Genomic DNA, 25,896 nt, shown 5'->3' on the forward strand with positions numbered 1-25,896 from the left:
GATGACTGCAATTAAAAAATCATTGCCACGCCGCCGTTTTGATGCGGTGATTATTGGAGCTGGTGGTTCAGGTATGCGCGCATCATTGCAGTTGGCTGAAGCCGGCTTGAATGTTGCTGTACTGACTAAAGTTTTCCCAACACGTTCACATACTGTTGCTGCACAAGGTGGTATTGGTGCTTCATTAGGCAACATGAGTGAAGACAATTGGCACTATCACTTTTACGACACTATCAAAGGTTCCGACTGGTTAGGTGACCAAGACGTAATCGAATTTATGTGTCGCGAAGCTCCAAAAGTTGTTTATGAGTTAGAGCACTTCGGTATGCCGTTTGACCGCAACCCAGATGGCACGATTTATCAGCGTCCATTCGGCGGTCACACTGCCAACTACGGCGAGAAGCCAGTACAACGCGCTTGCGCTGCAGCTGACCGTACTGGTCATGCAATGTTGCACACTTTGTATCAGCGTAACGTACGCGCTAAAACCAACTTCTTTGTTGAGTGGTTGGCGCTTGATTTGATTCGTGACGACGCAGGTGATGTTGTTGGTGTAACTGCTCTCGAAATGGAAACAGGCCAGGTATACATCTTGGAAGCCAAGATTGTGATGCTGGCTACGGGTGGTGCTGGTCGTATTTGGGATGCATCTACAAACGCATTTATTAATACCGGCGACGGTATGGGCTTAGCAGCTCGCGCAGGCATTCCATTGGAAGATATGGAATTCTGGCAATTCCACCCAACTGGCATAGCTGGTGCGGGTGTGTTGTTGACAGAAGGTTGCCGTGGTGAAGGCGGTATTTTGCGCAATAAAGATGGCGAGCGTTTCATGGAGCGTTATGCGCCAACATTGAAAGATTTGGCTCCACGCGATTTCGTATCTCGTTCAATGGACCAAGAAATTAAAGAAGGGCGCGGTTGCGGTCCTAACGGCGACTATGTGGTGCTCGATTTGACACACATTGGTGCCGATACGATCATGAAGCGTTTGCCTTCTGTATATGAGATTGGCATCAACTTTGCTAACGTTGACGTTACTAAAGAGCCAATTCCGGTTGTGCCAACCATTCACTATCAGATGGGCGGTATCCCTACGAACATCAACGGTCAAGTTGTTGTGCCTGCTAACGGCATTCACAACGAAATCGTTAATGGCTTATATGCGATTGGCGAGTGTTCATGTGTTTCCGTTCACGGCGCTAACCGCTTGGGTACTAACTCATTGCTCGACCTCTTGGTATTCGGTCGTGCAGCTGGTAACCACATTGTTGGCCTTGATCTCAAGAATCGCGAATTCAAGTCATTACCTGCTAATGCTGGTGAGCAAACATTGGAGCGTATTGCGAAGTTGGATAACTCTACTTCTGGTGAGTATGCGCAAGACGTTGCAAATGACATTCGCAAGTGCATGCAGAAATATGCTGGCGTATTCCGCAATCAAGAGTTGATGGACGAAGGTGTTCGTCAAATGGCTAAATTGACAGGGCGCGCTAAGCACTTGTGGGTAAAAGACAAATCAGAGATTTTCAATACAGCACGTATTGAAGCTTTGGAAGTGGCTAACTTGGTTGAGACTGCAAATGCAACCATGATTTCTGCGGCTGCTCGTAAAGAAAGTCGCGGCGCTCACTCACATGATGACCATCCGCATCGTGATGATGAGAACTGGATGAAGCATACCCTTTGGTACAGCGAGGGCAATAAGCTTACTTACAAACCAGTTATTTTGAAGCCTTTAACTGTTGAGTCCTTCCCTCCAAAAGAACGTACTTTCTAAGCGAAGAGAAATAGAAAATGAGTGATATCCGTATATTCGAAATTTACCGCTACGATCCAGATGTCGATGCAGCTCCACGCATGGAACGCTATGAGTTAGAACTCACTGGTGAGCGTATGTTGTTGGATGCTTTGATTTCTTTGAAGAAGCAAGACGAAACAATTTCTTATCGTCGTTCATGCCGTGAAGGCGTGTGCGGTTCAGATGCTATGAACATTAACGGTAAAAATGGTTTGGCTTGTTTGACTAATATGTTGACTTTGCCTAAGGTCATCACATTGCGCCCATTACCTGGCTTGCCAGTGGTGCGCGATTTGATCGTCGACATGACTTTGTTCTTCAAACAATACTTGTCTATCAAGCCTTACTTGGTTAATGACAATCCACCTCCTGAAAAAGAGCGTCTCCAGAGTCCTGAAGAGCGTGAAGAGTTGAATGGTTTGTATGAGTGCATCTTGTGCGCATCATGCTCAACTTCATGCCCATCCTTCTGGTGGAATCCAGATAAGTTCGTTGGTCCGGCTGGCTTGTTACAGGCATATCGCTTTATTGCCGATAGCCGTGATGAAGAAACTGCACAACGCCTGGATAACTTAGAAGATCCATACCGCTTGTTCCGTTGCCACACCATCATGAATTGCGTGGACGTATGTCCTAAGCACTTGAACCCAACGAAGGCAATCGGCAAGATCAAGGAGTTGATGGTTCGTAGGGCGGTATGACCCTCGGCAATGCAGAGTTATATCGTTTAAAGAGTGATGCTCGCAGGGGCTTGCTTGAGAACGATTTAATTCTGCAGCGTTTCTTTGAGCGCCATGGCGCTCAATTAAGTGTCGAGGATGGAAAAGTTTTAAGCCAGTTATTAGCTTTAGATGACAACGACTTAATGGATTTGTTAATTGGTCGTAAAGATTCTGTAGCTAGCCTGGAGAAAGAGATGCAAACAGACTCTTTCAAGACGGTTTTACAAAAGCTGAGAGAGAAATAGTTCAGTCTTTTGGTGCAGTAGTAGCGAAAGCATGTGAACGAATAGTGTATTAATCATAATTTTGAATGACTAAGGATTAGAAATGATTGAATCAGACATCAAGGCAAAACTCTCGTTTTCGGATGGAACACCAGATATTGATCTGCCAATTTACAAAGGGACAGTAGGTCCTGACGTAATCGACATTCGCAAGCTCTACGGTCAGACCGGTAAGTTCACTTACGATTCGGGCTTTCTATCTACTGCATCATGCAATAGCAAAATTACCTACATCGATGGCGATAAGGGTGAATTGCTCTATCGCGGCTACCCAATTGAAGATTTGGCAAATAACTGCGACTTCTTGGAAGTTTGCTACCTCTTGATCAATGGCGAGTTGCCAAACGCCACAGAGAAAAAAGCATTTGATGAGATGGTTATGCACCACACAATGGTTCATGAGCAAATGCAATTCTTCTTGCGCGGTTTCCGCCGTGATGCGCATCTAATGTCAGTATTGACTGGCTTGGTTGGTGCAATGGCTGCGTTCTACCATGATGAGATCGATTACAGCGACCCACATGCTCGCGAAGTAGCGCAGATTCGCTTGATCGCGAAGATGCCAACTTTGGTTGCAATGGCTTACAAATATTCCGCAGGACAACCATTTATCTATCCAGATAACTCTTTGTCATACACCGCTAACTTTATGCGCATGATGTTTGCAACACCATGTGAAGAGTACAAAGTAAACCCAGTATTGGTACGTGCTTTGGATCGCATCTTCACATTGCATGCAGACCATGAGCAAAACGCCTCTACATCTACTGTGCGTTTGTGCGGCTCTTCAGGCACAAATCCTTTTGCAGCAATCTCTGCTGGTATTGCTTGCCTCTGGGGCCCGGCGCACGGCGGTGCTAACGAAGCTTGCTTGCAGATGCTCAATGAGATTCAAGCAAACGGTGGCGTAGACAAGATTCATGAATTCATTGTCCAAGTAAAAGACAAGAACTCTAGCGTTCGCTTGATGGGCTTTGGTCACCGCGTTTACAAAAACTTTGACCCACGCGCTAAATTGATGCGTGAAACTTGCTACGAAGTATTGAATGAATTGGGCCTTCAGGATGATCCATTGTTCAAGCTTGCAATGACACTCGAGAAGATTGCATTGGAGGACGACTACTTTGTAAGTCGTAAGCTCTATCCAAACGTAGACTTCTATTCAGGAATCGTTCAGCGTGCTCTCGGTATCCCAACAGAAATGTTCACCTGTATTTTTGCTTTGGCAAGAACAGTAGGTTGGATTGCTCAGTGGGAAGAGATGATCACTGATCCTGAGTACAAGATTGGACGCCCACGTCAGTTGTATGTTGGCGAAACAACACGCAAGGTTCCAAACATCACAGTTCGTAAATAAGGTTTTTTAAGGTCTCTCATGTCTCGTACGCTTTATGACAAATTGTGGGATGACCACGTTGTTTACTCCGAAGAGGATGGCACAGCCACGATTTATATTGATCGTCAGTTGCTTCATGAGGTAACCAGTCCTCAGGCATTTGAAGGTTTGAATTTGGCTGGTCGTCCTGTTTGGCGTATCTCCGCTAATTTGGCGGTATCTGATCACAACGTTCCAACGACAGATCGCTCAGAAGGCATTGCCGATCCAATCTCCAAATTGCAAGTGGATACTTTGGATCAAAACTGCGATGCCTTTGGCATTACTCAATACAAGATGAACGACACCCGTCAGGGGATTGTTCACGTCATCGGACCGGAGCAGGGCGCAACTTTACCTGGCATGACTGTAGTTTGCGGCGACTCCCATACAAGTACGCATGGCGCATTTGGCGCATTAGCGTTTGGTATTGGTACATCCGAAGTTGAGCATGTACTGGCTACTCAAACTTTGCTCATGAAAAAGAGCAAAAATATGTTGGTGCGTGTAGATGGCCGTTTGCAGCCAGGCTCTACTGCTAAAGATATTGTGCTTGCTGTCATTGGCAAGATTGGCACTGCTGGCGGCACTGGATACACCATCGAGTTTGCTGGCGAAGCGATTCGCAATCTGTCGATGGAAGGTCGCATGACGGTCTGCAATATGGCGATTGAGGCTGGCGCACGTTCTGGCTTGGTTGCTGTAGATGAAACGACGATTGAATACACCCAAGGTCGTCCATATGCACCTAAAGGCCCGGCCTTATTGCAAGCATTGCAGTATTGGAGAACCTTGCATTCCGATGCAGACGCTGAGTTTGATGCAGTAGTGGAATTACGTGCAGAAGAAATTGCTCCACAAGTAACTTGGGGAACTTCACCAGAAATGGTGCTTGCGATTAGTGAGCGCGTTCCTGATCCAGAGAAAGAGCGTGATCCAAACAAGCGTTCAGCAATGGAGCGTGCATTGGAGTATATGAACCTCGTTCCAAATACACCGCTTAGTAGTATTTCTGTTGATAAGGTATTTATCGGTTCTTGTACTAATAGCCGCATTGAAGATATGCGTGCCGCTGCTAAGGTAGTGGACCGCCTCGGCAAGAAAGTTGCCGCCAATGTGAGGTTGGCGCTAGTTGTTCCTGGCTCTGGTTTGGTTAAAGCCCAGGCGGAGCGTGAAGGTTTGGATCGCATTTTTAAGGCCGCAGGTTTTGAATGGCGTGAGCCTGGTTGTTCCATGTGCTTGGCAATGAATGCCGATCGCTTGGAGCCGAGTGAGCGTTGCGCCTCAACTTCAAATCGCAACTTCGAAGGTCGCCAAGGTAACGGTGGCAGAACCCATTTGGTTAGTCCAGCAATGGCTGCGGCTGCTGCAATTGAAGGTCACTTTATTGACGTTCGTAAGATTTCATAAAGGCAACTAAAGAATGAAATTTACTTCAACATCCCTCATTACAAGATTGACTATTGTTGGTATTGCTGGCTTGCTGATTTCAGCTTGCAGCAGCACGATGGAAGGTTTCGGTAAAGATTTGCAGAACATGGGAACCTCAATGGGGGGCTCTAGCTCAAGTCAGCAAGGCAATCAATCACAAACTAAGGGTAAAGACGTTGTCGTTACTCCTGTGAAGTAATCAACTAGAGTCAAAGTCAGAATCATGGATAAATTTACGGTATACAAAGGTTTAGTTGCTCCGCTTAATCGTGAGAACGTGGATACCGATGCCATCATTCCAAAGCAGTTTCTGAAATCCATTAAGAAGACTGGGTTTGGTCAAAACCTATTTGATGAGTGGCGTTATTTAGATCATGGCGAACCTGGCCAAGATTGCAGTACTCGTCCTCTCAACCCTGACTTCGTTCTGAATCAGCCCCGCTATAAAGGCGCCGGCATTTTGCTGGCTCGCAAGAACTTTGGCTGCGGCAGTTCCCGTGAGCACGCACCATGGGCATTGGATCAATTCGGCTTTAGAGCGGTTATTGCCCCAAGCTTTGCGGATATCTTTTACAACAACTGCTTCAAAAATGGGGTTTTACCCATTGTTTTGACAGAAATGCAGGTCGATCATTTATTCAATGAAACCCTCGCATTTAGCGGTTATCAGTTAACCATTGATCTAGAGGCCCAGCAGGTGATTTCCCCTGACGGCACAGCCTATAGCTTCGATGTAGCTCCTTTTAGGAAGTATTGCCTACTCAACGGCTTAGACGATATTGGCTTAACCCTGCAACATGCAGATAAAATCAAGGCTTATGAAGCCGAGCGCATTCTAAAAATGCCTTGGCTCGCTACACAACTGCCGTAATTTCGTTGATTTAAAGGCCTTTCATGAAAATTGCAGTTCTACCGGGCGATGGTATCGGCCCGGAAATCGTTGCTCAAGCCGTTCGAGTGCTCCAAGCGCTTGGCCCAAAGTTTGACTTAGAAGAAGCACCAGTTGGTGGGGCTGCTTATGACGTTGCCGGCCATCCTTTGCCACCAGCGACTTTAGAGTTGGCTAAAAAAGCAGATGCTATTTTGTTTGGCGCGGTAGGCGACTGGAAATACGACACGCTTGCACGCGAGTTGCGTCCAGAGCAGGCTATTTTGGGTTTGCGTAAACATCTTGAGTTATTTGCTAACTTTAGACCAGCGATTTGCTATCCAGAACTCACTGCAGCATCCAGTCTGAAGCCTGAGATTATTGGCGGCCTAGATATTTTGATCGTGCGTGAGTTAAATGGCGACATCTATTTTGGTCAGCCACGCGGTATTCGCACTTCAGAGTTGCCGCTGTTCAAAGGCGCTCGCGAAGGTTTTGACACCATGCATTACAGCGAGCCAGAAGTAGAGCGCATTGCTCATGTTGCCTTTGAAGCGGCACGCAAACGTGGCAAAAAAGTATGTAGTGTTGATAAAGCGAACGTATTAGAAACTTCACAGCTTTGGCGTGAAGTGATGATTCGTGTATCAAAGGACTATCCAGACGTAGAGTTGTCCCATATGTATGTGGATAACGCAGCGATACAATTGGTTAAAGCGCCTAAGGCATTTGACGTCGTGGTTACTGGTAATTTATTCGGTGACATCCTGTCTGATGAAGCGGCGATGTTGACTGGTTCTATTGGTATGTTGCCATCAGCATCTCTGGACAAGAACAATAAAGGCTTATATGAGCCAATTCATGGTTCTGCACCAGATATCGCTGGCAAAGGCATTGCAAACCCATTGGCAACGATTTTGTCTGCCGCAATGATGTTGCGCTATTCCTTGGGAGTGCCTGCTGAGGCGGACCGCATTGAAAAAGCAGTGCAAAAGGTATTGGCGCAAGGTTTACGAACTGCGGATATTTATACCGAGGGCACCAAAAAGGTATCTACCGTAGAAATGGGCGATGCTGTAGTTGCAGAGCTTGCTTAAGAGTCAGTAGAGGTAAACAAAAAATCTCATTACAGAAATCAAATTCACTAGATAGTTAAACATCATGGCAAATACAAAAACACCTTTGGTTGGTTTAGTTGGCTGGCGCGGTATGGTTGGTAGCGTTCTCATGGAGCGCATGCTCGCAGAGAAAGACTTTGATCTGATTGAGCCGGTATTTTTTAGTACAAGCCAAGCGGGTGGAGAAGTGCCGCTCCTGAATGGTCAAAAAGTGACTAAGAGCGAAAGCACTTTGCAAGATGCGAATGATATTAAAGCGCTCTCACGTTGCGACATCATTCTGACTTGCCAAGGTGGCGACTACACCAATGACATTTTCCCTAAGTTGCGTGCTGCAGGATGGAGCGGTCACTGGATTGATGCTGCTAGTGCATTGCGCATGAAAGATGATGCGGTATTGATTTTGGATCCAGTAAATCGTCCGGTGATTGATAAGGCTTTGGCTGCTGGCGGTAAGAATTGGATTGGCAGCAACTGTACTGTTAGTTTGATGATGATCGCCATGGGTGGTTTGGTTAAGGCTGACATGGTTGAGTGGATCAGCGCCATGACTTACCAAGCAGCTGCTGGTGCTGGTGCACAGAACATGCGTGAGCTGTTGCTCCAAATGGGCGCATTGCGTGACAGCGTTGCTAGCGAATTGGCAGGCCCATCTTCATGGATTTTGGATATTGATCGCAAAGTAACTGAAACATTGCGTTCTGCAGATTTTCCGAAAAAGAATTTCCGCAACACAGCTTTAGCAGGTAGCTTGATTCCTTGGATTGATGTTCCTGTTGAGAATGGTCAAACAAAAGAAGAGTGGAAGGGTGGCGCTGAGTTCAATAAGATCTTGGGTCGTCCTGCATTCCGTACACCTGGCAGCATTCCAGTCGATGGCCTCTGTGTGCGTGTAGGCGCTATGCGTTGCCATTCACAAGGCTTAACAGTAAAACTCAAAAAAGATATTCCACTAAAAGAGATTGAGGCGATTTTGGCTGCCGATAATCAGTGGGTAAAAGTCGTTCCCAACGATCGTGAAACTACAGAGCGTGATTTATCGCCTGCAGCAGTGAGTGGAACATTGACTGTGCCTATCGGTCGTTTGCATAAATTGGCTATGGGCCCTGAGTACTTAGGTGCTTTCACAGTTGGCGACCAATTGTTGTGGGGTGCTGCTGAGCCGCTGCGCCGCATGTTGCGCATCTTGCTTGAGAAGTAATTCTTTTCTTATGTTTCGCATAAACCAGTTAAGTCTTGTAAAGCTACTTAGCTTTATCTTGCTTGGCTGGTCATCTTTGGCCGGCGCCGTCTCTTTAGGCGCTCCGCAGCTGCAGTCTCGGCCTGGCGAGCCTCTTCGTGTAGAGATTCCGATTCGCGTTGGGGCTGACGAGCAGGGCGCCTTATCTAGTCTAAATGTGGCGATGCCTAACAAGGCAGCTTATGAACGTTTAGGTATCTCCCAGAAGATTCTCGATCTCAATCCGCAGGCGATGGTCTATCGTAATCGTCAAGAGCAGCTGATGGTGTTGGTTGAAACGGTTAACTCCGTACCGATGACTGATGATCCGTTCTTGGATGTGTTGGTTAATCTCAATTGGTCCAGCGGTAGCCTAACTAACCAAAACATTCACCTTGTTATTAGGTGATGTGCAAAAGGTGACGGTTAAACCCGGACAAACCTTGTCAGAGATTGCTGCCATCATGGCGCCTCAATTAGATGGCGCAACGCTAGATCAAACCATGATGACTTTGTATAAAGCCAACCCAGATGCATTTGCCAGTGGCAGTATTAATCGTCTGGCTGCTGGTGCTGAATTAGCAAAGCCTAGTCAGGCGCTATTACGCTCTATTGGCCCTGCAGAAGCAAACCAATTTGCAGCGGAGGCGAATGAGCAATGGCGCCAAGAGCGCGGTGAAAAAGGTGGCGCTTCCGCAGACTCAAAGGCCGCCAATGCCAAGGCTACTGAAGCTTCACCTAAAGATCGCCTTAAGATTGGTTCGAGTACGGATGGATGGTAATGAGCAAGAACGTCGTTATACAGAGGAGTTGGTTGCCCAGGAGAAGATGCTTGAGCAAACTAAAGCCCGCGTAGCGGAGTTAGAAAAGAATATTGCTGATTTGCAAAAGCCTCTAGATAAGTCCAAAGAGAAGAAAGCGGTAGACAATAACTTTGGTTTAGGTGGCTTTGGCCCAGCCATTTTAGCTATTGGTTTGATTGGATTAACTGGCTTGTTGCTCTGGGGTCTAGCTCGCAATTCTCGTCGCTCAGAAACACCAAGCTTTCATTCGTCAGGCAGTCATGCCGCCAAAGAGCAACCTATACACAAAGATGCCGTTAGCGAACAAGAAGCCTGCGTCTTCTACTTTTGAAATGCCGGCACGAGCCAAAGCCCTGTTTGAAGGCATTGATCTTGATCTGGAAAAACCTGCAAAAGAGGCGCCACCAGTAGTTGCTGCTCCAGTATCCAATCCGCTGGCAGATACTTTGTGCGTCAAACTAAATTTAGCGCGTGCTTACATCACGATTGAAGATTATTCTGCGGCTAAAAAGTCTTTAGATGAGGTGTTGCGTATTAGTAGCTCAATTGATCCAGCAATCACCATCGAAGCGCAGGGCTTGTTGGCAGAGATCTCGCATCGCAATACCTAGATCATGCGCATAGCCCTGGGCCTTCAATACGATGGCAGTCTGTACTCTGGTTGGCAAACACAGGTCAATCACAACACAGTACAAGACGAATTAGAAAAGGCAATATCCGCTTTTGTCGGCGAGCAGGCTTGCGCAGAGCAGCCCATTCATACGATTACGGCCGGAAGAACTGACACTGGTGTACATGCACTAGGACAAGTCGTTCACTTTGATACCAATGTTGAGCGTGAAGATTTTTCATGGGTGAGGGGGGTGAACTCATTTTTGCCTCCATCGATTGTGGTGAATTGGACAAAGCCTGTGAGTGAAGAATTTAGCGCGCGCTTCTCAGCATTTGAGCGCGAATATATTTATGCACTGCAAGCAGGCCCATACCGATCTCCAATGTCGCATTCACGTGCTGGGTATTTAATGCTGCCGCCAAATCAGTGGCTAGACGTTGATGCTATGAAAAAATCAGCCGAATGCCTCATTGGCGAGCATGACTTTAGCTCCTTCCGCTCATCTGAATGTCAAAGCAAGACACCAATTAAAACAATTTACTCTATCGAAATCATTTCAGAGCAGCCATGGGTCTATTTCAGAATTCGGGGCAATGCTTTTTTACATCACATGATTCGCAATGTCATTGGATGTTTTTTGCAGATCGGTCAAGGTAGGCAGAAGCCGGAGTGGATGACAGAAGTTTTGGCCGCCAAGAATAGGCAAATCGCTGCACCCACGTTTATGGCAGATGGGCTGTATTTGGCCAAAATAACCTACCCAGAGGAATTCGCCATCCCGCAGCCTTGGCTTGAAAACTCTTGGCTACCCGCCAAAGTCCTCGGGCAACAAAAGAAAGAACAAAAGAAATAACAGGCCCTTGGCCTTATCATTCATTTATGGGCTTATTGACACATTCTCCGGGCCGTACAAGGGTCAAAATCTGCGGTCTAAAGACGGCTGCCAATATCGATGCTGCTGTTTTGGCTGGGGTAGATGCCGTTGGCTTTGTCTTTTACCCGCCAAGCGTGCGTGCCGTTAGCCCCAATATCGCTGCACAGCTCATTTCTAGGCTTCCAGCAGCAGGGGTAGACGCCGTTGGACTGGTCGTAAATGCTACAGATGAGCAATTTGCGGCTATTCGGGCTGCTGCCTCGATTACCTTATGGCAATTTCATGGGGATGAGACCCCAGAACGCTGCGCACAGCTCGCTGCTGGCGAACCGTGGATGAAAGCGGCCCATGTAGGAGCCGGCTTCGCATTTGATGAATTTTCCCTACAATATGGGGATGCAAACGCTTTTCTGCTGGATGCCCTCGTTGAGGGATATGGTGGCGGAGGCGTTCCTTTTGATTGGCAAGGAATTCCACAGACATGGGTAAGCGAAAACGCGCCTCGGGTCGTTTTGAGTGGTGGATTGAACACGCACAACGTGGGCGAGGCGATTGCTCGCCTGCATCCTTGCGCAGTTGACGTCAGCAGTGGCGTAGAAAGCAGCAGGGGTGTTAAAGATCCTGCGCTCATGACTGAGTTTGTCAAAGCAGTGCGCGCAGCAGATGCGAAAACATCATCCCAATAATTTGCTGTAAAAAATCAAAAGAGGTAGCTATGTACGACAAGCCAGATGCACGAGGACACTTTGGTCCCTATGGTGGCGCGTTTGTTTCTGAGACATTGATGTATGCATTAGATGAGCTCAAAGAGGCATATGCAAAATATCAGAACGATCCAGAATTCATTGAAGAGTTTCATTACGAGTTAAAGCACTTTGTTGGTAGACCTTCGCCGGTCTATCACGCAAAGCGTTGGAGTGAAATGCTCGGTGGTGCGCAGATCTATCTTAAGCGTGAGGATTTAAATCACACTGGCGCTCACAAGATTAATAACGTGATTGGCCAAGCGATGCTGGCTAAGCGTATGGGCAAGCCCCGCATTATTGCCGAGACAGGCGCAGGCCAGCACGGCGTTGCAACTGCGACTATTTGTGCTCGCTTCGGTCTTGATTGCACGGTGTATCAGGGATCTGTTGACGTAGCTCGTCAGGCGCAAAACGAATTTCGCATGAAGTTGCTTGGTGCCAAAGTGGTTCCAGTGGAGTCAGGCACCAAAACTTTAAAAGATGCGCTCAATGAGGCGATGCGCGATTGGGTTACTAACGTTGATAACACTTTCTACATCATCGGCACTGTTGCTGGTCCGCATCCATACCCCATGATGGTGAGAGATTTCCAAAGCGTTATTGGCGAAGAGTGCAAAGTACAAATGCCAGAGATGACTGGCCGTCAACCTGACTATGTACTAGCTTGCGTTGGTGGTGGTTCAAATGCGATGGGCATTTTCTATCCCTACATTGATTTCCCAGAAGTGAAGTTGGTCGGAGTAGAGGCTGCAGGTCACGGATTGGGAAGTGGTTTGCATTCTGCTGCACTGTGCGTAGGTAAGCCTGGTGTATTGCACGGTAACCGCACATACCTTTTGCAAGATGAAAATGGCCAGATCTCCGAAACCCATTCTGTATCAGCTGGTATGGACTACCCAGGCGTAGGACCTGAGCACGCTTGGTTAAAAGACTCGGGTCGCGCTGACTATGTGGCGATTACCGATGAAGAGGCTCTCAAAGCATTCCACGATTGCTGCCAGATTGAGGGCATTATTCCAGCGCTGGAGTCTTCTCATGCGATTGCCTATGCCTGCAAGCTAGCCAAGACATTACCTAAAGACAAAACTATCTTGGTAAATCTTTCTGGTCGTGGCGACAAGGATATGCATATACTGTTGCCCAAGCAACGGGATCAGAAGGCTGAGTAAAAAAACGAAAATAAGAATAAAAAAACAAAGAAAAAAGAAGAACGAATTAGTTATGTCAAAAATTACTGCACTCTTTAAGGAGTTAAAAGCAACTGGTAAAAAGGGATTAATTCCTTTTATTACTGCGGGCGATCCAGATCCAAAGCAAACCGTTGAACTCATGCATGCATTGGTGCGTGGTGGTTCAAGTGTGATTGAATTAGGTGTGCCATTTTCAGATCCAATGGCTGATGGTCCTGTCATTCAAAGATCCTCCGAGCGCGCTTTAACTCATGGCGTCACTTTGCATAGCTGCTTGGAGATGGTGAAAGAGTTTCGCAAAAAAGATGCCAATACTCCGGTTGTACTGATGGGCTATGCAAACCCAGTAGAGCAAATGGGGGCAGAGCGTTTTGCAACCGAAGCAAAAGCTGCTGGTGTGGATGGCGTGCTAGTGGTGGACTACCCGCCAGAAGAGTGCGTGGATTTTGCAGCACGCATGCGTGTTGCTGGAATTGACCCTATCTTCTTGTTGGCGCCTACTTCATCGCATGAGCGCATTAAAGAGGCCGCCAAAATAGCTTCTGGTTATATCTATTACGTATCGATGCGGGGTGTTACAGGGGCTTCACACCTCAATACTCAGGATGTAGCCAGCATCATCCCTAAAATCCGCGAAGAAACCGATATTCCGATTGCCGTAGGCTTTGGCATCAGCGATGCAGCCAGCGCCAAGGCTGTATCGGCCAGCGCCGACGCGGTGGTGATTGGCAGCCGTATTATTCGCCTTTTAGAGGATGCGCCCCCTGGGCAGGCGGTACAATCACTGGAAACCTTCATTCGTGAGATTCGCGACGCATTGGATAGTTAAAAACTAATGAGCTGGATAGATGAATTACTCCCACCCCAAATTCAACACACTGACCCTGCGAATCGCAAATCAGTGCCAGAAGGACTGTGGGTAAAGTGCCCAAGTTGTGAAACTGTTCTTTACAGTACCGACATTGAAGCCAATCTTTCCGTTTGTCCAAAATGCAGTCATCACATGCGCATTGGTGCACGTTTGCATTTGGATAGTTTGTTAGATGAAAAGGGCCGTTATGAAATTGGTGCCGACATCTATCCAACCGATCCACTGAAATTCAAAGACTCTAAAAAATATCCAGACCGCATTAAAGAAGCAAATGATGCTTCTGGCGAATCTGAAGCCCTCATTGTGATGGGTGGCAAGATTGAAACGATTCCAGTAGTAGCTGCTTGTTTTGAATTCCAATACATGGGCGGCTCAATGGGTTCTGTAGTGGGTGAGCGCTTTGCTCGCGGCGCACAAGAAGCTATTAACAAGAAATGCGCTTTCATTTGCGTTACCGCTACAGGCGGCGCGCGTATGCAAGAGAGTTTGTTATCCCTCTTTCAAATGGCCAAGACCAACTCCATGTTGACCTTGTTGGCTAAAAAAGGCTTGCCCTACATTAGCGTACTTACCGATCCGACCATGGGCGGCATTTCTGCAAGCTTTGCCTTTATGGGCGACGTAGTGATGGCCGAGCCAAAAGCATTGATTGGTTTTGCTGGTCCGCGTGTGATCGAGCAAACCGTTCGTGAAAAGTTACCAGAAGGTTTTCAGCGTTCTGAGTTCCTTATGCAAAAGGGCGGCATTGACATGATTGTTGATCGTCGTCAGATGCGTGGTGAGATTGCGCGATTGTTGGCTTTGTTGCAAAAACTGCCAGAGCCTGCGATTGCGGGTAGCGCAGCCGTTTAAGCGCTTGAGCACGGCACACCAAGCCCCCATATTATTTCCTAGCCTAGAGGCTTGGCTCAGCCACCTCGAAACTGCTCATCCTGTCGGTATCGATATGGGTCTTGAGCGAATCAATCGTGTGAAGGCGGCGCTCGATCTCCATTTTGATTGTCCAGTGATCACTGTTGCCGGTACCAATGGCAAAGGCTCTACTTGTGCATATTTAGAAAGCATCTTGCTTGCATCAGGCTATCGGGTGGGTTGCCATACTTCACCACACTTGCTGAAATTTAACGAGCGTGCACGTGTGAATGGCGAAGATGTGAATGACAGCGCCTTGCTCGAGCATTTCGCGGCGGTAGAAAAAGCGCGCGTGAGTTTGGTGGATGCGCCGACCCTGACATATTTCGAGTTCACTACTTTGGCAATCATGCATTTGTTTGCTAAGTCCAATTTAGATGCTGTTGTTTTAGAAGTGGGTATGGGCGGTCGTCTTGATGCTGTCAATATCGTGGATGCAGACTGTGCGATCGTCACCAGTATTGATATTGATCACGCTGATTTCTTAGGTGGAACAAGAGAAGCAATTGGCTTAGAAAAAGCAGGCATCTTCCGCCCGGATCATATCGCAATTTGCGGAGATCCGGTCCCGCCACAATCATTAATTGACCATGCTGAAAAGCTGGGCTGTGACCTTTGGCTTCAGGGCCGGGATTACAACTTTCAGGGTGATAAACAGCAATGGGGTTGGGCGGGGCGCAATAAGCGCTTCAGTGGCTTAGGTTACCCAGCCTTACGAGGTGCCAATCAGATTCTCAACGCATCCGCTGTCATAGCTGCCTTGATGGCATTGCACCAGCGGCTGCCTGTCAGCGCCCAAGATATACGCAACGGCTTTGCCTTGGTCGAGCTTCCGGGGCGTTTCCAGGTCCTGCCTGGTCAGCCTACAGTCGTTCTTGACGTAGCCCACAACCCTCATGCGGCTGCAACCTTGGGGCAGGGGCTCGATAAGATGGGCTATCACCCCTATACCTATGCCATTTTTGGGGCTATGGCCGACAAGGATATCGAGGGAGTGATTAAACCTCTTTTAGGAATCATCAATTTCTGGTTTTGCACGGATTTGCCTACTCCTAGGGCAGCTAGCGCTAAGGCCTTGGCCGAGAAGCTTGAGGCCATGGGCGTAAAGCCTAAAAATGGGGCAGACGGGGGGATCGAAATCTTCGAAAATCCTGCTGCAGCGTATCAAAAAGCGCTATCTCAGGCTGGTGAGGGTGGTAGAATTGTGACCTTCGGATCCTTCTATACCGTTGTAGGCGTAATGATTTACCGAAACAACCAGGCCCACTGATCCATGATTCGTTTACCAAGCTTTTTTAAGCGAAAAACCCAGTCTGAGGACCTTGAATTAGGTTCAAGGGGTAGTCGCACCACTAAACGAGCTGCTCCGCGTAGTTTTCAGCGTGCAGCAGAGGCTGAAGAGTTAGCCCTTACCGAGGATCCAGAACAACAAAGAGCGCGCCATCGATTAATTGGCGCTGCGGTTCTTGTGCTCATCGCCGTTGTTGGCCTCCCACGCATTTTGGATAACAAGCCCAAATCGGCTCCAAATGACATTGCTGTCAATATTGTGACTAGCTTGCCTATTCCGGGTTCTGATCCAAAACCAGAAGAAAAGCTAAAAACTGAAGCTCCTGTTGAGGTCGCTAAAGAAACGCCTAAAGCCGCTCCAGTGGCAGAAGCAAAACCAGAACCCAAGCCTGAACCAAAGGCAAAAGCAAAAGCAGAAACTAAGCCAGCAAATAAATCTGCGGCTATGGGTTTAGCTGCTGGAGAAGAGGTGGTTGCTGCTTCAGGTGCAAGACCTAAAACAGAAGAAACAAAGCCTAGCGCCTCAAGTGGCTCCGGTAAGTACGTAATTCAAATTGGCGCATTTGCTTCTGAAGATCGTGCCAAAAGTTGGATTGCAAAACTAAAAGATCAAAAAATTCCGAACTATGTCTTAAACAAGACAGGTGCTGATGGTGGCAAGTTGTATGTCTTGCGAGCAGGTCCGTTTACGGATAAAGATGCTGCAGAGGCTGCAGAGAAGAAAATTAAATCGATGGGTCTTTCTCCAAGACTCGTCGAATCCGGTAAGCAGTAATGGAATACTTATCCACCCTCAAGCTAACATCGGTGGATTATTTCACCCTAGTTGTGCTCCTGATTTTGGCTTTAGTCGGTATCTCACGTGGATTATTCAAAGAGGTGCTCGCGCTGGCTTCTTGGTTTGCTGCAGCTTGGGTTGCTTATCACTACAGCAACTACCTCTCTACCGAATGGTTATCCAAATTCCACTTGGATGAATTACTCAGTCTTGGCCTTAGCTTCTTAATCCTCTTTGTATTAACTCTGATTATTTGTGGCTTGTTTGGTGGAGTGGTGCAAAAAATTATTTTGTCAGCTGGCCTAAGTTTGACAGATCGTTTTTTGGGTCTCGTGTTTGGCGTTATGCGCGGCGGGTTAATTGTGGTGGTGCTTGCAACTCTTGCAGCGCTGACGCCTATTCAGCAAAGTATGGCTTGGAAAAATGCAATCACCAGACCAGCAATTGACATGGCAACCGGTTTAATTAAAGGTTGGCTACCAGCTGACTGGGCTAAGCAATTGGGTGAAGCAATGCCCAAAGTAACACTTACCATTACTCCTAAATTAACAATAGGAATCTAGAGATATGTGCGGCGTCGTCGGAACTGTTTCCCACTCACCAGTAAATCAACTTCTCTATGATGCGTTGTTGCTATTGCAACATCGCGGTCAGGATGCGGCAGGTATTGCAACTATGAACGGCAATTCGTTCACGATGCATAAAGCCAACGGCTTGGTACGAGATGTCTTTAGAACTCGCAATATGCGCAGCTTGGTTGGCAATGCTGGTATTGGTCAAGTACGTTATCCAACTGCAGGTTCAGCCAGCAGCGAAGAAGAGGCGCAACCATTTTATGTAAGCGCGCCGTACGGAATTATCTTGGCACACAACGGCAACCTCACCAACGCACCGAGTTTGCGTGTAGAGATGGCTTATCGTGATCGCCGCCACATCAATACGAGCTCCGATACCGAAGTATTACTCAACGTATTGGCTTATGAGCTTCAAAAAGAAACGAATAGTGCAGCACTTGATGAGGGCGCGATGTTTAATGCGGTTACCGGAGTAACGAATCGCGTGAAAGGTTCTTACGCCGTGGTCTCATTGATCGCTGGTTATGGTTTATTGGCCTTCCGTGATCAATACGGTATTCGTCCTTTATGTATTGGACGTATTGATACGCCGCAAGGTCCTGAGTGGATGATTGCATCTGAATCTGTTGCGCTTGAAGGCCTGGGCTTTACATTCGTACGCGACGTTCATCCAGGCGAAGCAATTTATATCGACTTAGATGGTAATTTCTATTCACGTCAGTGTGTGCCGAACGCGGTTCTAACGCCTTGTATCTTTGAGTATGTCTACATGGCTCGTCCAGACTCCACCATTGATGGTGTGACCGTCTATAACGTGCGTATGCGTATGGGTGACTATCTCGCTGAAAAGATTCGCAAAGAGACCAATGTTGACGAGATCGATGTCGTTATGCCGATTCCGGACTCTAGTCGTCCTGCAGCGATGCAGGTAGCTAAGAACCTCGGCGTAGACTATCGCGAAGGATTCTTCAAGAACCGTTACATTGGCCGTACCTTCATCATGCCAGGCCAGGCTGTTCGCAAGAAATCAGTCCGCCAAAAACTCAATGCTATGCGTATTGAGTTCAAAGATAAGACTGTATTAATTGTGGATGATTCCATCGCTCGTGGAACAACATCTTTTGAGATCGTGCAAATGGCACGCGAGTCGGGCGCTAAGAAAGTGATCTTTGCATCCGCTGCACCGCCAGTACGTTTCCCGAATGTCTACGGTATCGATATGCCAACGCGTAGTGAGTTAGTTGCCTACGGCCGCACTGATGAAGAAATCAATAAGATGATTGGCGCCGATCAACTCATCTATCAAAGCGTAGAAGACATGAAGCAGGCGGTACGGGATATCAATCCTGATATTAAGAACTTCGAGGCCTCTTGTTTTGATGGTTTCTACATTACTGGCGATATTACCGAGTCCTATCTAGATGCTTTAGAGGCAGCCAGAAATACCTCTGCTGCTAAAGCGGATCGTCAGAAAGACTCTAGCGACTTTGCCCGCTCCCAGTTCCACCTGCATTTGGCTACGGCTACCGAAGACTAAAAAGCGACAGGAATTTGCCTCACTCGAGGCAAATCCTCAATTCGGTGTCAAAATAGCAGTATGAAGAGCAAAACTACACGCAAAAAACCCGATTTTTCTAAGCTGGCGCTGGAGACCTTGGCTGTCCGCGCGGGCACTCGTCGCACCGCTGAATACCAAGAGCATTCAGAAGCAATGTTCCTAACATCTAGCTTTTGTTTTGATAGTGCAGAGTTGGCTGCCGATGGTTTCGCACACGCAGATCAAGGTTTTATTTATTCTCGTTTCACCAATCCAACCGTTAGCATGTTCCAGGATCGCTTGGCTGCCTTAGAGGGTGGTGAGGCATGTATTGCTACAGCATCAGGCATGTCAGCCATTTTGACAATGGCGATGGCTCATCTACAAGCAGGTGACCATGTTGTTTGTTCGCGCTCCGTATTTGGTGCAACGATTCAGTTATTTAGCAATATTTTGGGTCGCTTTGGCATTACCACTACCTATGTTGATTTGGCTGATACCAAATCATGGCAAGCTGCTGTCCAGCCAAATACCAAACTCTTTTATCTAGAGACGCCTTCCAATCCCTTAACTGAAATTGCTGATATCAGAGCAATTTCAAAGATTGTTAAGAAGGCAAAAGCATTGTTTGCGGTAGATAACTGTTTTTGTACGCCGGCATTACAAAAACCATTGGCACTCGGTGCTGATGTCGTGATTCATTCTGCCACCAAGTATCTCGATGGCCAGGGTAGGGTAGTGGGCGGCGCAATTGTAGGCAGTAAAGATTTCATCATGGGTAAAGTATTCCCGTATGTGCGTACCGCGGGCCCAACACTCTCAGCGTTTAATGCTTGGGTATTCTTGAAGGGCTTGGAGACTTTAGAGCTTCGCATGAAGCAACAGAGTCAGAACGCTCTCGCCTTAGCGCAATGGCTTGAGAAGCAGTCAGGGGTGGAGCGTGTTTATCATCCAGGCCTCAAATCTCACCCTCAACATGCTTTAGAGAAGCGTCAGCAAAAAGAGGGTGGCGCAATTCTGTCATTCACACTCAAGGGTGGCAAGAAGGCTGCATTCAAACTGATTAATCAAACTAAGCTTTGCTCGATTACTGCAAATTTGGGCGATACCCGCACGACTATTACGCATCCAGCTACAACGACACATTGCCGCGTTAGCCCTGAGGCTCGTAAAGCTGCAGGCATCTCTGATGGCTTGGTACGTATTGCGGTGGGATTAGAAAACATCAACGATTTAAAGAATGATCTCGTTGGCGGACTCAAAAAATAATCAAGTTCATCAGGATCGGTCTATGAGTTTTGCGGATGCCACCCAGTTCTGGAATGAGCGCTTCGATAGAGAAGAGTTCATTTTCGGCAAAGATCCCAATGAGTATTTAGTTGAAAAGGCGAAGGAGTACTTAAAACCCAAAGATAAGGTTTTATGTATTGCTGACGGCGAGGGTCGCAATGGCGTCTGGCTGGCTAAGCAAGGCATGCAAGTAGTTGGCTTTGATGCATCGGATATCGCTTTGGCCAAGGCAAAGCAGTTTGCCAAAGACAATCAAGTGGAGGTTGAGTATTCATTCTCTGATACTGATGGCTATGCATGGTCCGAGAATACTTATGATGCAGTCATCGGTATCTTTATCCAGTTTGCGGATCCAGCAATGCGCGCCAGAATCTTCCAGCAAGCATATAAGGCGACCAAGCCAGGCGGGCTCTTCATTCTGCAGGGCTATACACCTAAGCAGCTAGATTACAAGACTGGTGGACCATCTTTAATAGAACATCTGTACACAGAAGAGTTGATCAGAGATCTTGCTAAAGAGTTTCAAATCCTAGAACTCGTTAGCTACGAGAAAGAACTCTCTGAAGGTCCAAGACATACTGGTATATCAGCAATACTGGGCTTAGTTTGCAGAAAATGAGTAGTTTCGTATGAAGATTATCGAAATAAAAAGTGCATGGCAGGGTAATAGCGATTGCAATGCATGCTCTATTCGCAGCTCTGCGCTTTTTGCTGAACTGAATGAAGAAGATTTTTCTAAGATTCATTCCCCTATTGACGATCTTCGCTTTGAGGCTAATTCAGGTATATACACCCAGGGGGATTCTGCAGAACATTTGTATACCTACGTGAAGGCTATATTAAGCTGTTGCATATCAATTCCGACGGCTCAAGCAGAATTGTGCGCTTAGTAATGCCGGGTGATTTGTTTGGTATGGAGGCTTTGTTGGGTGAGACTTATACGCATACTGCTGCAGCTCTATCTAATGTCCACCTGTGCCGCATTCCAAAGGCGATTATCTCCAGCTTGGGTGAAGAGTCCCCACGCTTACATCGTCAAATTGTTAAAAAATGGGGTGAAGCCATGACTCAGTCTGAGTCATGGTTTTCTGAAATCAATACCGGAAGAATCGAAGTGCGTCTAGCTCGATTTTTCTTGCGAGTTGCTAAGGTCTCTGGTGATATGGCAGTTGCGCCACTCTTTAAGAGAGAGGATATGGGCTTAATGATGGACGTGAAGTTTGAAACTATCAGTAGAGCCCTTGCTTCTATGGCGGAACAGGGCTTAATTTCCAACATCGGAAAGTTAAGCATTCAAATTCCGAGTATAAAAAAGCTTGAAAGCTTTTCTCAAGCTGGTACTTAAAAATAAAAAAGACTGCCTTGGCAGTCTTTTTTATTTATCGAAATGATTCGACTAAAACTCTATATTGCGAACTTAAGCTTTCTTGGCGTAAGCAGAGCACCAACCCTTGCCTGCAACCTTCTTCGTGCCAAATAATGAACAGCCACCAGTTGCATCTCCTGCTTTGCCTTGGAACAATGCACAGTTATCGCACTCTTGGCCGGCAGCGTATTTTGCATACTTCGCTTTATCAACGGTTGTTGCATTAGCTTTGTATCCTAATGCAGCAGCTTGCGGATCAGTTTCAGCAACCATTGCTTGAGCTTGAACTGTGCCGTTCAATGCGAGGGTGCAAGCACCAGCAGCAGCAGCAGACAAAATCATAAATTGGCGACGACTATTTTTCATAAGAGTTCCAGTGTTTGGGTAAATAAAAAGTCTAAATAACTAGCTATACGGCATATTAAAGGGGATAACTCCACCATCAATAGGGGTTTCTCAGTATTAAGTTTAACCAGGCATGGCCTCACACTATGTAAATATGCATAAATGCGTATAGAAGCATTTAAAACAGATGTATATCCAAATTAAGGGGTTTTATGAAAAAGATTCTTTCTCTTGGCCTGATGTTGTTTTCAGGTCTCGCCGCAGCGCAAATCAGTGCGCCCGCCAATCCAGAGTTGCTGCAAATTATTGATAAGTCCACCAACTTTGTAGTCAAAACGGCCAAAGGCCCAGTTGAAATCACACGCGTAATGACGCCTTGTGCAAAAAATAAGGGTTGGCTACAGCCCTTAATTCCAATTAAGGGTGTTGTGCCGGTTGATGAGATTGATGTTCTTAATGCATTAAATGACAAGGACTCGTTAGTGGTCGATATGCGAGTGGTTGATGACCGCGTCAAAGGAACTATTCCTGGCTCTATTGGCATTCCTTATACCGAAGTCGCTATGCGCATGGATGAATTGGGTTGCAAAAAGCCTGCAGCAGGTTCTACTAAATGGGACTGCTCTAAGGCGAAGAAGGTTTATGCCTTCTGTAGCGGACCTGTGTGTCCACAAAGTCCAATGGCGATGGCTGCCATGACTCGCGATGGTTTTCCTGCTACTAAGATTTATTACTACCGTGGCGGCATGCTTGATTGGGATGCATTGGGTCTAACCACCATTAAAGGTGAGTTTTAAACCAAGTTCATTGATATTGATGAGGAAAGGGAGCTTAGGCTCCCTTTTTTTGCGCTCTTGCTTAATCTAATGATGTAGATCAAAAAATGCTTACTAATTTATTGCCTTGTCTTGACATTGCATGCTATTTATATAATATAAATATAAATATAAATATATTATTAAATATTTAAATGAAATGAGAAAATATGGTTAATAAGGTGGAGCGGGCTAAACCGGTGTCGTATATGAGCCCACTTTTAGCGGGAATCCTTCTATTGGCAACTTTTGTTGTCACTGGGCATGGGCTAGGTGCTACAGGATTTACTACTCGCTTAACTGCATGGGTTGGAATGTACGTTGCGCCTGTGGTAACCAATGCAAATGATTGCCTGGGTGGGATGGTTGAAGAGGGCAAGCCATTAAATGCATGGATTACTTGGCAAGTCATTGGCGTAGCTCTTGGGGCGCTTACTTCTGCATTTTTTGCGCACAGAATTCAATTCAAGATGGACGGAGCGAGGTTTTTAGGTGGATCTAAGCGTCCATGGACAGCCCTTTGTGGGGGCGTGCTTGCAGGCTTTGGTGCAAGGATTGCAGCTGGCTGTACTAGCGGCCTTGGTTTGTCCGGTGCAGCAGTACTGAGCCTGGCCGGCTTTACCTTCCTGGGAACATTTTTTGCCGTAGGTTTGTTGGCAAGCCGTTTCTTGAAAGAGGAGAAATAAGATGAGTGAAATTCTCTCGGGGCTTTTATTGGGCGGCGCTTTTGGCTATGTCTTGGAACGCGCCGGATTCGGTAATCCTAATAAGTTGATTGGCCAATTTCGCTTAACAGATTGGTCTGTATTTAAGGTGATGTTCACCGCCATTGTGTTTGCTGCTGTTGGCCTCTTAGTTTTGGAGCGTGTGGGCTTTGTAGATGCCGGTAATTTATTTGTACCACCTGCATTTTTAGGCGCTGCCGCTCTTGGTGGAGCATTTGTTGGTGCAGGCTTTGCAATTGGTGGATATTGCCCTGGAACCTCAGTCGTCGGTTTGATGTCTGGACGCATTGATGTGGCCATATTTTTGCTTGGCTTATTGTTAGGGACTGTATTGTTTGCTGGTATCTATCCAAGCATCGAGTTCTTGACGACTTTGGGTGAATATGCAAAAGCAGATTCATTGCCTGACGCTTTCCACATATCGGGTTTATCAATCGATGTTGGCTTGATTATTGCGGCCGTCGGAGTATTTATCTTGGGTTCTTGGATGGAGAAGAAATCCAAAGACCCGGTTAGTTCCCAGGTTTAATCAATTAAAAGGAAAGTTATGTCTAAGAAATCAACAGTAGCTGCGTTGGCAATGGCTTTAGCTGGTTTGGCGGCTGCGCCATTGGCACATTCAGCAGATGCCCCTGCTAATCCATCAGGCGCAGAGCAGAAGAACCCCTGCGGTCCTAAAAAAGAGTCGGCAAATCCATGCGGCCCTAAAAAGCGTAAAGCTGCAGAGTAATTAAATATATATGCTTACTCAATCTAATCTCTGGTTGGCCGCACAAGCGCTAGCAAATATTCAGATGCGATATGCCGAAACTGGGCGCACCTTGAATGAAGCTGCTTTATGTGGCGCCAACGATTTTATTGAGTGGCAGCACTATCCAAGCAATGACCTTGTGGATGAGCAAAGTGGTTATGAGTTCTACTACCATGCGCATTCTGCAGATGAAATGCCTAATGGTGAGCATGGTCATTTTCATGTGATTAAGCGTGATGAGAAGAGCTTTCATCACCTTATTGGTATTTCTTTAGACCAGAAGGGTTTGCCAGTTCGCTTATTTACCACTAATCAGTGGGTTACCGGCGAAGAGATGGCTAATTCGGACATTGTCATCAAACTCACTAAAGAGTTTCAAGTGACCACAAAAGGTCGAATGGCTCCAGTAAGCAATTGGATTGGCGCTTTAATTCAATTATTTGCTGCAGAGATTGAGGGTTTGCTTTTGGAGCGAGATCAAAAGATTGCTCGACTAGTGGAAGAGCAGGGCAATCAATCGTGAGCTGGTATTGAACTCAAAAAAGCATCATGTTTTATCAGAATGCAAGATTGATTTGATGGGTCGTCTTTCAGACAATTTGTTAGTTGTAAATTCATAAGGGAGTAGAGATGAAAAAAATTAAATTGCTTTTAGCATTTGCCCTAACCGGCTTGGTGAGCCTAGTTCAGGCAATTACTTTGCCTGGTCCAGTAGTCAGTGCCGATTGGTTGTCCAATAATCTATCTGATGTTCAGATAATTGAAGTAAGAACGGATTTAGCAAGCTACCTCAGAAACCCTGAATTTGATACCGACAAAAAGACTGGTAAGAAATTCCTAGTAGAAGTAGGTGGCCATATTGCTAATTCAACACTCCTAGATTTTAAGAAAGTTCGTGTTGAGCGCTTAGTAGATGGTAAGAAGATTAAGTTTCTAATTCCTGAAAAAGCAGATTTTGAGAAGCTGGTTCAATCTTTAGGTGTCAACTCTGATAAGCCGATTGTGCTCGTGCCTATTGGCCAGGATATGTCCGATATCGACGAGGCTTTAAGAACCTATTGGTCATTCAAGGTGTATGGCGGAGATCAAGTGGCTGTGCTGGATGGCTCGGTGAGGGGCGTGAATATGTAACTACCAATGCTCAAAAAGCGACTGGCAATTGGTCTGCAAAAGCATATCGCAAAGAATTAATCGCCAGTTCAGATGATGTAGCTGCTGCGTCCAAAGCAGGTAAGCCACAATTATTGGATGCGCGTCAGCCTGCCCAATACTTAGGTCTTGCAAAACGTCCAGATGTGCTGACTTTTGGCCATATTGCGGGCTCAAAAGAGTTGGCGCCTGAATTGTTAGCAAAGCCAAGCAATGGCGCATTGTATTTCTGGCAGAAAAATACTTATGACGCATTAATGGCAGCCAATGGTTTAAGTGTGAAATGGCCAACAATTGCTTATTGCAATACCGGGCACTTAGCAGCTGGCGGTTGGTTTGTAATGTCGGAGCTAGTGGGAAATAAATCCACCAAGTTATACGATGGTTCTTTGTATCTTTGGACGCTTGAAGGTCGTCCATTGGTCGGTGTTCCGCTGAACTAAGAGCG

At 46.6% G+C, this 25,896-nt stretch carries 33 protein-coding genes; 32 read left to right on the plus strand and 1 reads right to left on the minus strand.

What is annotated here, in order from left to right; all coding sequences use genetic code 11:
- Position 1 precedes the first annotated feature (1 nt).
- The 25 genes from sdhA to DXE27_RS07130 all read left to right on the plus strand — a co-directional run bounded on the left by sdhA (position 2) and on the right by DXE27_RS07130 (position 21,642).
- A complete protein-coding gene (gene sdhA, locus DXE27_RS07025) occupies positions 2-1,780 on the plus strand; it encodes a succinate dehydrogenase flavoprotein subunit (RefSeq protein WP_128113421.1) in 1,779 nt (592 codons plus the stop codon).
- Between the two features lie 17 nt (positions 1,781-1,797).
- Positions 1,798-2,502, plus strand: a complete 705-nt coding sequence (locus DXE27_RS07030) for a succinate dehydrogenase iron-sulfur subunit (protein ID WP_062308838.1) — start codon at positions 1,798-1,800, stop codon at positions 2,500-2,502.
- Entirely contained in the window at positions 2,499-2,768 is a 270-nt protein-coding gene (locus DXE27_RS07035; protein WP_128113422.1) for a succinate dehydrogenase assembly factor 2, read from the plus strand. Before DXE27_RS07030 ends, DXE27_RS07035 begins: the two co-directional genes overlap by 4 nt.
- 82 nt (positions 2,769-2,850) lie before the next feature.
- The gene (gltA, locus tag DXE27_RS07040; RefSeq protein ID WP_128113423.1) at positions 2,851-4,164 is read left to right on the plus strand and encodes a citrate synthase; all 1,314 of its coding nucleotides are present in this window, start codon (positions 2,851-2,853) and stop codon (positions 4,162-4,164) included.
- Positions 4,165-4,182: 18 nt separating this feature from the next.
- Complete coding sequence (gene leuC, locus DXE27_RS07045) at positions 4,183-5,592, plus strand: 3-isopropylmalate dehydratase large subunit (RefSeq protein WP_128113424.1); 1,410 nt, start codon at positions 4,183-4,185, stop codon at positions 5,590-5,592.
- Positions 5,593-5,605: 13 nt separating this feature from the next.
- Complete coding sequence (locus tag DXE27_RS07050) at positions 5,606-5,812, plus strand: hypothetical protein (RefSeq protein WP_128113425.1); 207 nt, start codon at positions 5,606-5,608, stop codon at positions 5,810-5,812.
- A gap of 24 nt (positions 5,813-5,836) precedes the next feature.
- Positions 5,837-6,484 (plus strand): 3-isopropylmalate dehydratase small subunit, encoded by a 648-nt coding sequence (leuD, locus tag DXE27_RS07055; protein WP_128113426.1) that lies wholly within the window; start codon positions 5,837-5,839, stop codon positions 6,482-6,484.
- Positions 6,485-6,507: 23 nt separating this feature from the next.
- Positions 6,508-7,578, plus strand: a complete 1,071-nt coding sequence (gene leuB / locus DXE27_RS07060; protein ID WP_128113427.1) for a 3-isopropylmalate dehydrogenase — start codon at positions 6,508-6,510, stop codon at positions 7,576-7,578.
- 64 nt (positions 7,579-7,642) lie between these two features.
- Complete coding sequence (asd, locus tag DXE27_RS07065) at positions 7,643-8,800, plus strand: aspartate-semialdehyde dehydrogenase (RefSeq protein ID WP_128113428.1); 1,158 nt, start codon at positions 7,643-7,645, stop codon at positions 8,798-8,800.
- Between the two features lie 10 nt (positions 8,801-8,810).
- Positions 8,811-9,227: a type IV pilus assembly protein FimV gene (locus DXE27_RS09800; RefSeq protein ID WP_231969725.1), complete on the plus strand. Its 417-nt coding sequence runs from the start codon at positions 8,811-8,813 to the stop codon at positions 9,225-9,227.
- Complete coding sequence (locus DXE27_RS09805; protein ID WP_231969726.1) at positions 9,214-9,600, plus strand: FimV/HubP family polar landmark protein; 387 nt, start codon at positions 9,214-9,216, stop codon at positions 9,598-9,600. The genes DXE27_RS09800 and DXE27_RS09805 overlap by 14 nt, the downstream gene beginning before the upstream one ends.
- Entirely contained in the window at positions 9,590-9,952 is a 363-nt protein-coding gene (locus DXE27_RS09810; protein ID WP_231969727.1) for a hypothetical protein, read from the plus strand. The genes DXE27_RS09805 and DXE27_RS09810 overlap by 11 nt, the downstream gene beginning before the upstream one ends.
- A 1-nt stretch (position 9,953) precedes the next feature.
- The gene (locus DXE27_RS09815) at positions 9,954-10,232 is read left to right on the plus strand and encodes a FimV/HubP family polar landmark protein (protein WP_231969728.1); all 279 of its coding nucleotides are present in this window, start codon (positions 9,954-9,956) and stop codon (positions 10,230-10,232) included.
- Positions 10,233-11,087 carry a tRNA pseudouridine(38-40) synthase TruA gene (gene truA / locus DXE27_RS07075; RefSeq protein ID WP_172457157.1) on the plus strand — a complete coding sequence of 285 codons (855 nt, stop codon included), beginning with the start codon at positions 10,233-10,235 and terminating at the stop codon, positions 11,085-11,087.
- 26 nt (positions 11,088-11,113) lie between these two features.
- Entirely contained in the window at positions 11,114-11,794 is a 681-nt protein-coding gene (locus DXE27_RS07080) for a phosphoribosylanthranilate isomerase (protein WP_128113430.1), read from the plus strand.
- 29 nt (positions 11,795-11,823) lie between these two features.
- The gene (gene trpB / locus DXE27_RS07085) at positions 11,824-13,023 is read left to right on the plus strand and encodes a tryptophan synthase subunit beta (RefSeq protein ID WP_128113431.1); all 1,200 of its coding nucleotides are present in this window, start codon (positions 11,824-11,826) and stop codon (positions 13,021-13,023) included.
- Between the two features lie 52 nt (positions 13,024-13,075).
- Entirely contained in the window at positions 13,076-13,873 is a 798-nt protein-coding gene (gene trpA / locus DXE27_RS07090) for a tryptophan synthase subunit alpha (RefSeq protein WP_128113432.1), read from the plus strand.
- Positions 13,874-13,879: 6 nt separating this feature from the next.
- On the plus strand, positions 13,880-14,767 hold the full coding sequence (accD, locus tag DXE27_RS07095; RefSeq protein WP_128113433.1) for an acetyl-CoA carboxylase, carboxyltransferase subunit beta: 888 nt from the start codon (positions 13,880-13,882) through the stop codon (positions 14,765-14,767).
- 4 nt (positions 14,768-14,771) lie between these two features.
- On the plus strand, positions 14,772-16,097 hold the full coding sequence (gene folC / locus DXE27_RS07100) for a bifunctional tetrahydrofolate synthase/dihydrofolate synthase (RefSeq protein WP_172457123.1): 1,326 nt from the start codon (positions 14,772-14,774) through the stop codon (positions 16,095-16,097).
- Positions 16,098-16,100: 3 nt separating this feature from the next.
- Positions 16,101-16,892 carry an SPOR domain-containing protein gene (locus DXE27_RS07105; RefSeq protein ID WP_128113434.1) on the plus strand — a complete coding sequence of 264 codons (792 nt, stop codon included), beginning with the start codon at positions 16,101-16,103 and terminating at the stop codon, positions 16,890-16,892.
- Complete coding sequence (locus DXE27_RS07110; RefSeq protein ID WP_128113435.1) at positions 16,892-17,458, plus strand: CvpA family protein; 567 nt, start codon at positions 16,892-16,894, stop codon at positions 17,456-17,458. The genes DXE27_RS07105 and DXE27_RS07110 overlap by 1 nt, the downstream gene beginning before the upstream one ends.
- A gap of 4 nt (positions 17,459-17,462) precedes the next feature.
- The gene (purF, locus tag DXE27_RS07115; RefSeq protein WP_128113436.1) at positions 17,463-19,007 is read left to right on the plus strand and encodes an amidophosphoribosyltransferase; all 1,545 of its coding nucleotides are present in this window, start codon (positions 17,463-17,465) and stop codon (positions 19,005-19,007) included.
- 60 nt (positions 19,008-19,067) lie between these two features.
- Positions 19,068-20,276, plus strand: a complete 1,209-nt coding sequence (locus DXE27_RS07120; RefSeq protein WP_128113437.1) for an O-succinylhomoserine sulfhydrylase — start codon at positions 19,068-19,070, stop codon at positions 20,274-20,276.
- A 22-nt stretch (positions 20,277-20,298) separates the two neighbouring features.
- Positions 20,299-20,916: a class I SAM-dependent methyltransferase gene (locus DXE27_RS07125; protein WP_128113438.1), complete on the plus strand. Its 618-nt coding sequence runs from the start codon at positions 20,299-20,301 to the stop codon at positions 20,914-20,916.
- Between the two features lie 228 nt (positions 20,917-21,144).
- Positions 21,145-21,642 carry a Crp/Fnr family transcriptional regulator gene (locus DXE27_RS07130; RefSeq protein WP_231969729.1) on the plus strand — a complete coding sequence of 166 codons (498 nt, stop codon included), beginning with the start codon at positions 21,145-21,147 and terminating at the stop codon, positions 21,640-21,642.
- Positions 21,643-21,714: 72 nt separating this feature from the next.
- Here DXE27_RS07130 and DXE27_RS07135 read toward each other — a convergent pair whose 3' ends face one another.
- Complete coding sequence (locus DXE27_RS07135) at positions 21,715-22,029, minus strand: high-potential iron-sulfur protein (RefSeq protein ID WP_128113439.1); 315 nt, start codon at positions 22,027-22,029, stop codon at positions 21,715-21,717.
- Positions 22,030-22,220: 191 nt separating this feature from the next.
- Between DXE27_RS07135 and DXE27_RS07140 the strand changes: the two genes are divergently transcribed.
- From DXE27_RS07140 to DXE27_RS07170, 7 genes are all read left to right on the plus strand, one after another.
- Complete coding sequence (locus DXE27_RS07140) at positions 22,221-22,805, plus strand: rhodanese-like domain-containing protein (protein WP_128113440.1); 585 nt, start codon at positions 22,221-22,223, stop codon at positions 22,803-22,805.
- Between the two features lie 227 nt (positions 22,806-23,032).
- Complete coding sequence (locus DXE27_RS07145; RefSeq protein ID WP_231969730.1) at positions 23,033-23,509, plus strand: YeeE/YedE thiosulfate transporter family protein; 477 nt, start codon at positions 23,033-23,035, stop codon at positions 23,507-23,509.
- A 1-nt stretch (position 23,510) separates the two neighbouring features.
- Entirely contained in the window at positions 23,511-24,077 is a 567-nt protein-coding gene (locus DXE27_RS07150; protein ID WP_128113442.1) for a YeeE/YedE thiosulfate transporter family protein, read from the plus strand.
- Between the two features lie 18 nt (positions 24,078-24,095).
- Positions 24,096-24,278 (plus strand): hypothetical protein, encoded by a 183-nt coding sequence (locus DXE27_RS07155; RefSeq protein WP_128113443.1) that lies wholly within the window; start codon positions 24,096-24,098, stop codon positions 24,276-24,278.
- A 10-nt stretch (positions 24,279-24,288) separates the two neighbouring features.
- Complete coding sequence (locus DXE27_RS07160; RefSeq protein ID WP_128113444.1) at positions 24,289-24,822, plus strand: DUF6969 family protein; 534 nt, start codon at positions 24,289-24,291, stop codon at positions 24,820-24,822.
- Positions 24,823-24,929: 107 nt separating this feature from the next.
- Positions 24,930-25,430, plus strand: coding sequence for a rhodanese-like domain-containing protein (locus tag DXE27_RS07165; RefSeq protein WP_128113445.1), 501 nt, complete (start codon positions 24,930-24,932; stop codon positions 25,428-25,430).
- On the plus strand, positions 25,358-25,891 hold the full coding sequence (locus DXE27_RS07170; protein WP_128113446.1) for a sulfurtransferase: 534 nt from the start codon (positions 25,358-25,360) through the stop codon (positions 25,889-25,891). The genes DXE27_RS07165 and DXE27_RS07170 overlap by 73 nt, the downstream gene beginning before the upstream one ends.
- Positions 25,892-25,896 lie beyond the last annotated feature (5 nt).

Source organism: Polynucleobacter necessarius (assembly GCF_900096755.1).
GTDB classification, from domain to species: domain Bacteria; phylum Pseudomonadota; class Gammaproteobacteria; order Burkholderiales; family Burkholderiaceae; genus Polynucleobacter; species Polynucleobacter necessarius_K.

Coding starts and splice junctions, on each gene's coding strand:
- sdhA (WP_128113421.1), top strand. CDS start 2: ATGACTGCAATTAAAAAATCATTGCCACGCCGCCGTTTTGATGCGGTG.
- DXE27_RS07030 (WP_062308838.1), top strand. CDS start 1,798: ATGAGTGATATCCGTATATTCGAAATTTACCGCTACGATCCAGATGTC.
- DXE27_RS07035 (WP_128113422.1), top strand. CDS start 2,499: ATGACCCTCGGCAATGCAGAGTTATATCGTTTAAAGAGTGATGCTCGC.
- gltA (WP_128113423.1), top strand. CDS start 2,851: ATGATTGAATCAGACATCAAGGCAAAACTCTCGTTTTCGGATGGAACA.
- leuC (WP_128113424.1), top strand. CDS start 4,183: ATGTCTCGTACGCTTTATGACAAATTGTGGGATGACCACGTTGTTTAC.
- DXE27_RS07050 (WP_128113425.1), top strand. CDS start 5,606: ATGAAATTTACTTCAACATCCCTCATTACAAGATTGACTATTGTTGGT.
- leuD (WP_128113426.1), top strand. CDS start 5,837: ATGGATAAATTTACGGTATACAAAGGTTTAGTTGCTCCGCTTAATCGT.
- leuB (WP_128113427.1), top strand. CDS start 6,508: ATGAAAATTGCAGTTCTACCGGGCGATGGTATCGGCCCGGAAATCGTT.
- asd (WP_128113428.1), top strand. CDS start 7,643: ATGGCAAATACAAAAACACCTTTGGTTGGTTTAGTTGGCTGGCGCGGT.
- DXE27_RS09800 (WP_231969725.1), top strand. CDS start 8,811: ATGTTTCGCATAAACCAGTTAAGTCTTGTAAAGCTACTTAGCTTTATC.
- DXE27_RS09810 (WP_231969727.1), top strand. CDS start 9,590: ATGGATGGTAATGAGCAAGAACGTCGTTATACAGAGGAGTTGGTTGCC.
- DXE27_RS09815 (WP_231969728.1), top strand. CDS start 9,954: ATGCCGGCACGAGCCAAAGCCCTGTTTGAAGGCATTGATCTTGATCTG.
- DXE27_RS07080 (WP_128113430.1), top strand. CDS start 11,114: ATGGGCTTATTGACACATTCTCCGGGCCGTACAAGGGTCAAAATCTGC.
- trpB (WP_128113431.1), top strand. CDS start 11,824: ATGTACGACAAGCCAGATGCACGAGGACACTTTGGTCCCTATGGTGGC.
- trpA (WP_128113432.1), top strand. CDS start 13,076: ATGTCAAAAATTACTGCACTCTTTAAGGAGTTAAAAGCAACTGGTAAA.
- accD (WP_128113433.1), top strand. CDS start 13,880: ATGAGCTGGATAGATGAATTACTCCCACCCCAAATTCAACACACTGAC.
- DXE27_RS07105 (WP_128113434.1), top strand. CDS start 16,101: ATGATTCGTTTACCAAGCTTTTTTAAGCGAAAAACCCAGTCTGAGGAC.
- DXE27_RS07110 (WP_128113435.1), top strand. CDS start 16,892: ATGGAATACTTATCCACCCTCAAGCTAACATCGGTGGATTATTTCACC.
- purF (WP_128113436.1), top strand. CDS start 17,463: ATGTGCGGCGTCGTCGGAACTGTTTCCCACTCACCAGTAAATCAACTT.
- DXE27_RS07120 (WP_128113437.1), top strand. CDS start 19,068: ATGAAGAGCAAAACTACACGCAAAAAACCCGATTTTTCTAAGCTGGCG.
- DXE27_RS07125 (WP_128113438.1), top strand. CDS start 20,299: ATGAGTTTTGCGGATGCCACCCAGTTCTGGAATGAGCGCTTCGATAGA.
- DXE27_RS07135 (WP_128113439.1), bottom strand. CDS start 22,029: ATGAAAAATAGTCGTCGCCAATTTATGATTTTGTCTGCTGCTGCTGCT.
- DXE27_RS07140 (WP_128113440.1), top strand. CDS start 22,221: ATGAAAAAGATTCTTTCTCTTGGCCTGATGTTGTTTTCAGGTCTCGCC.
- DXE27_RS07145 (WP_231969730.1), top strand. CDS start 23,033: ATGAGCCCACTTTTAGCGGGAATCCTTCTATTGGCAACTTTTGTTGTC.
- DXE27_RS07150 (WP_128113442.1), top strand. CDS start 23,511: ATGAGTGAAATTCTCTCGGGGCTTTTATTGGGCGGCGCTTTTGGCTAT.
- DXE27_RS07155 (WP_128113443.1), top strand. CDS start 24,096: ATGTCTAAGAAATCAACAGTAGCTGCGTTGGCAATGGCTTTAGCTGGT.
- DXE27_RS07160 (WP_128113444.1), top strand. CDS start 24,289: ATGCTTACTCAATCTAATCTCTGGTTGGCCGCACAAGCGCTAGCAAAT.
- DXE27_RS07165 (WP_128113445.1), top strand. CDS start 24,930: ATGAAAAAAATTAAATTGCTTTTAGCATTTGCCCTAACCGGCTTGGTG.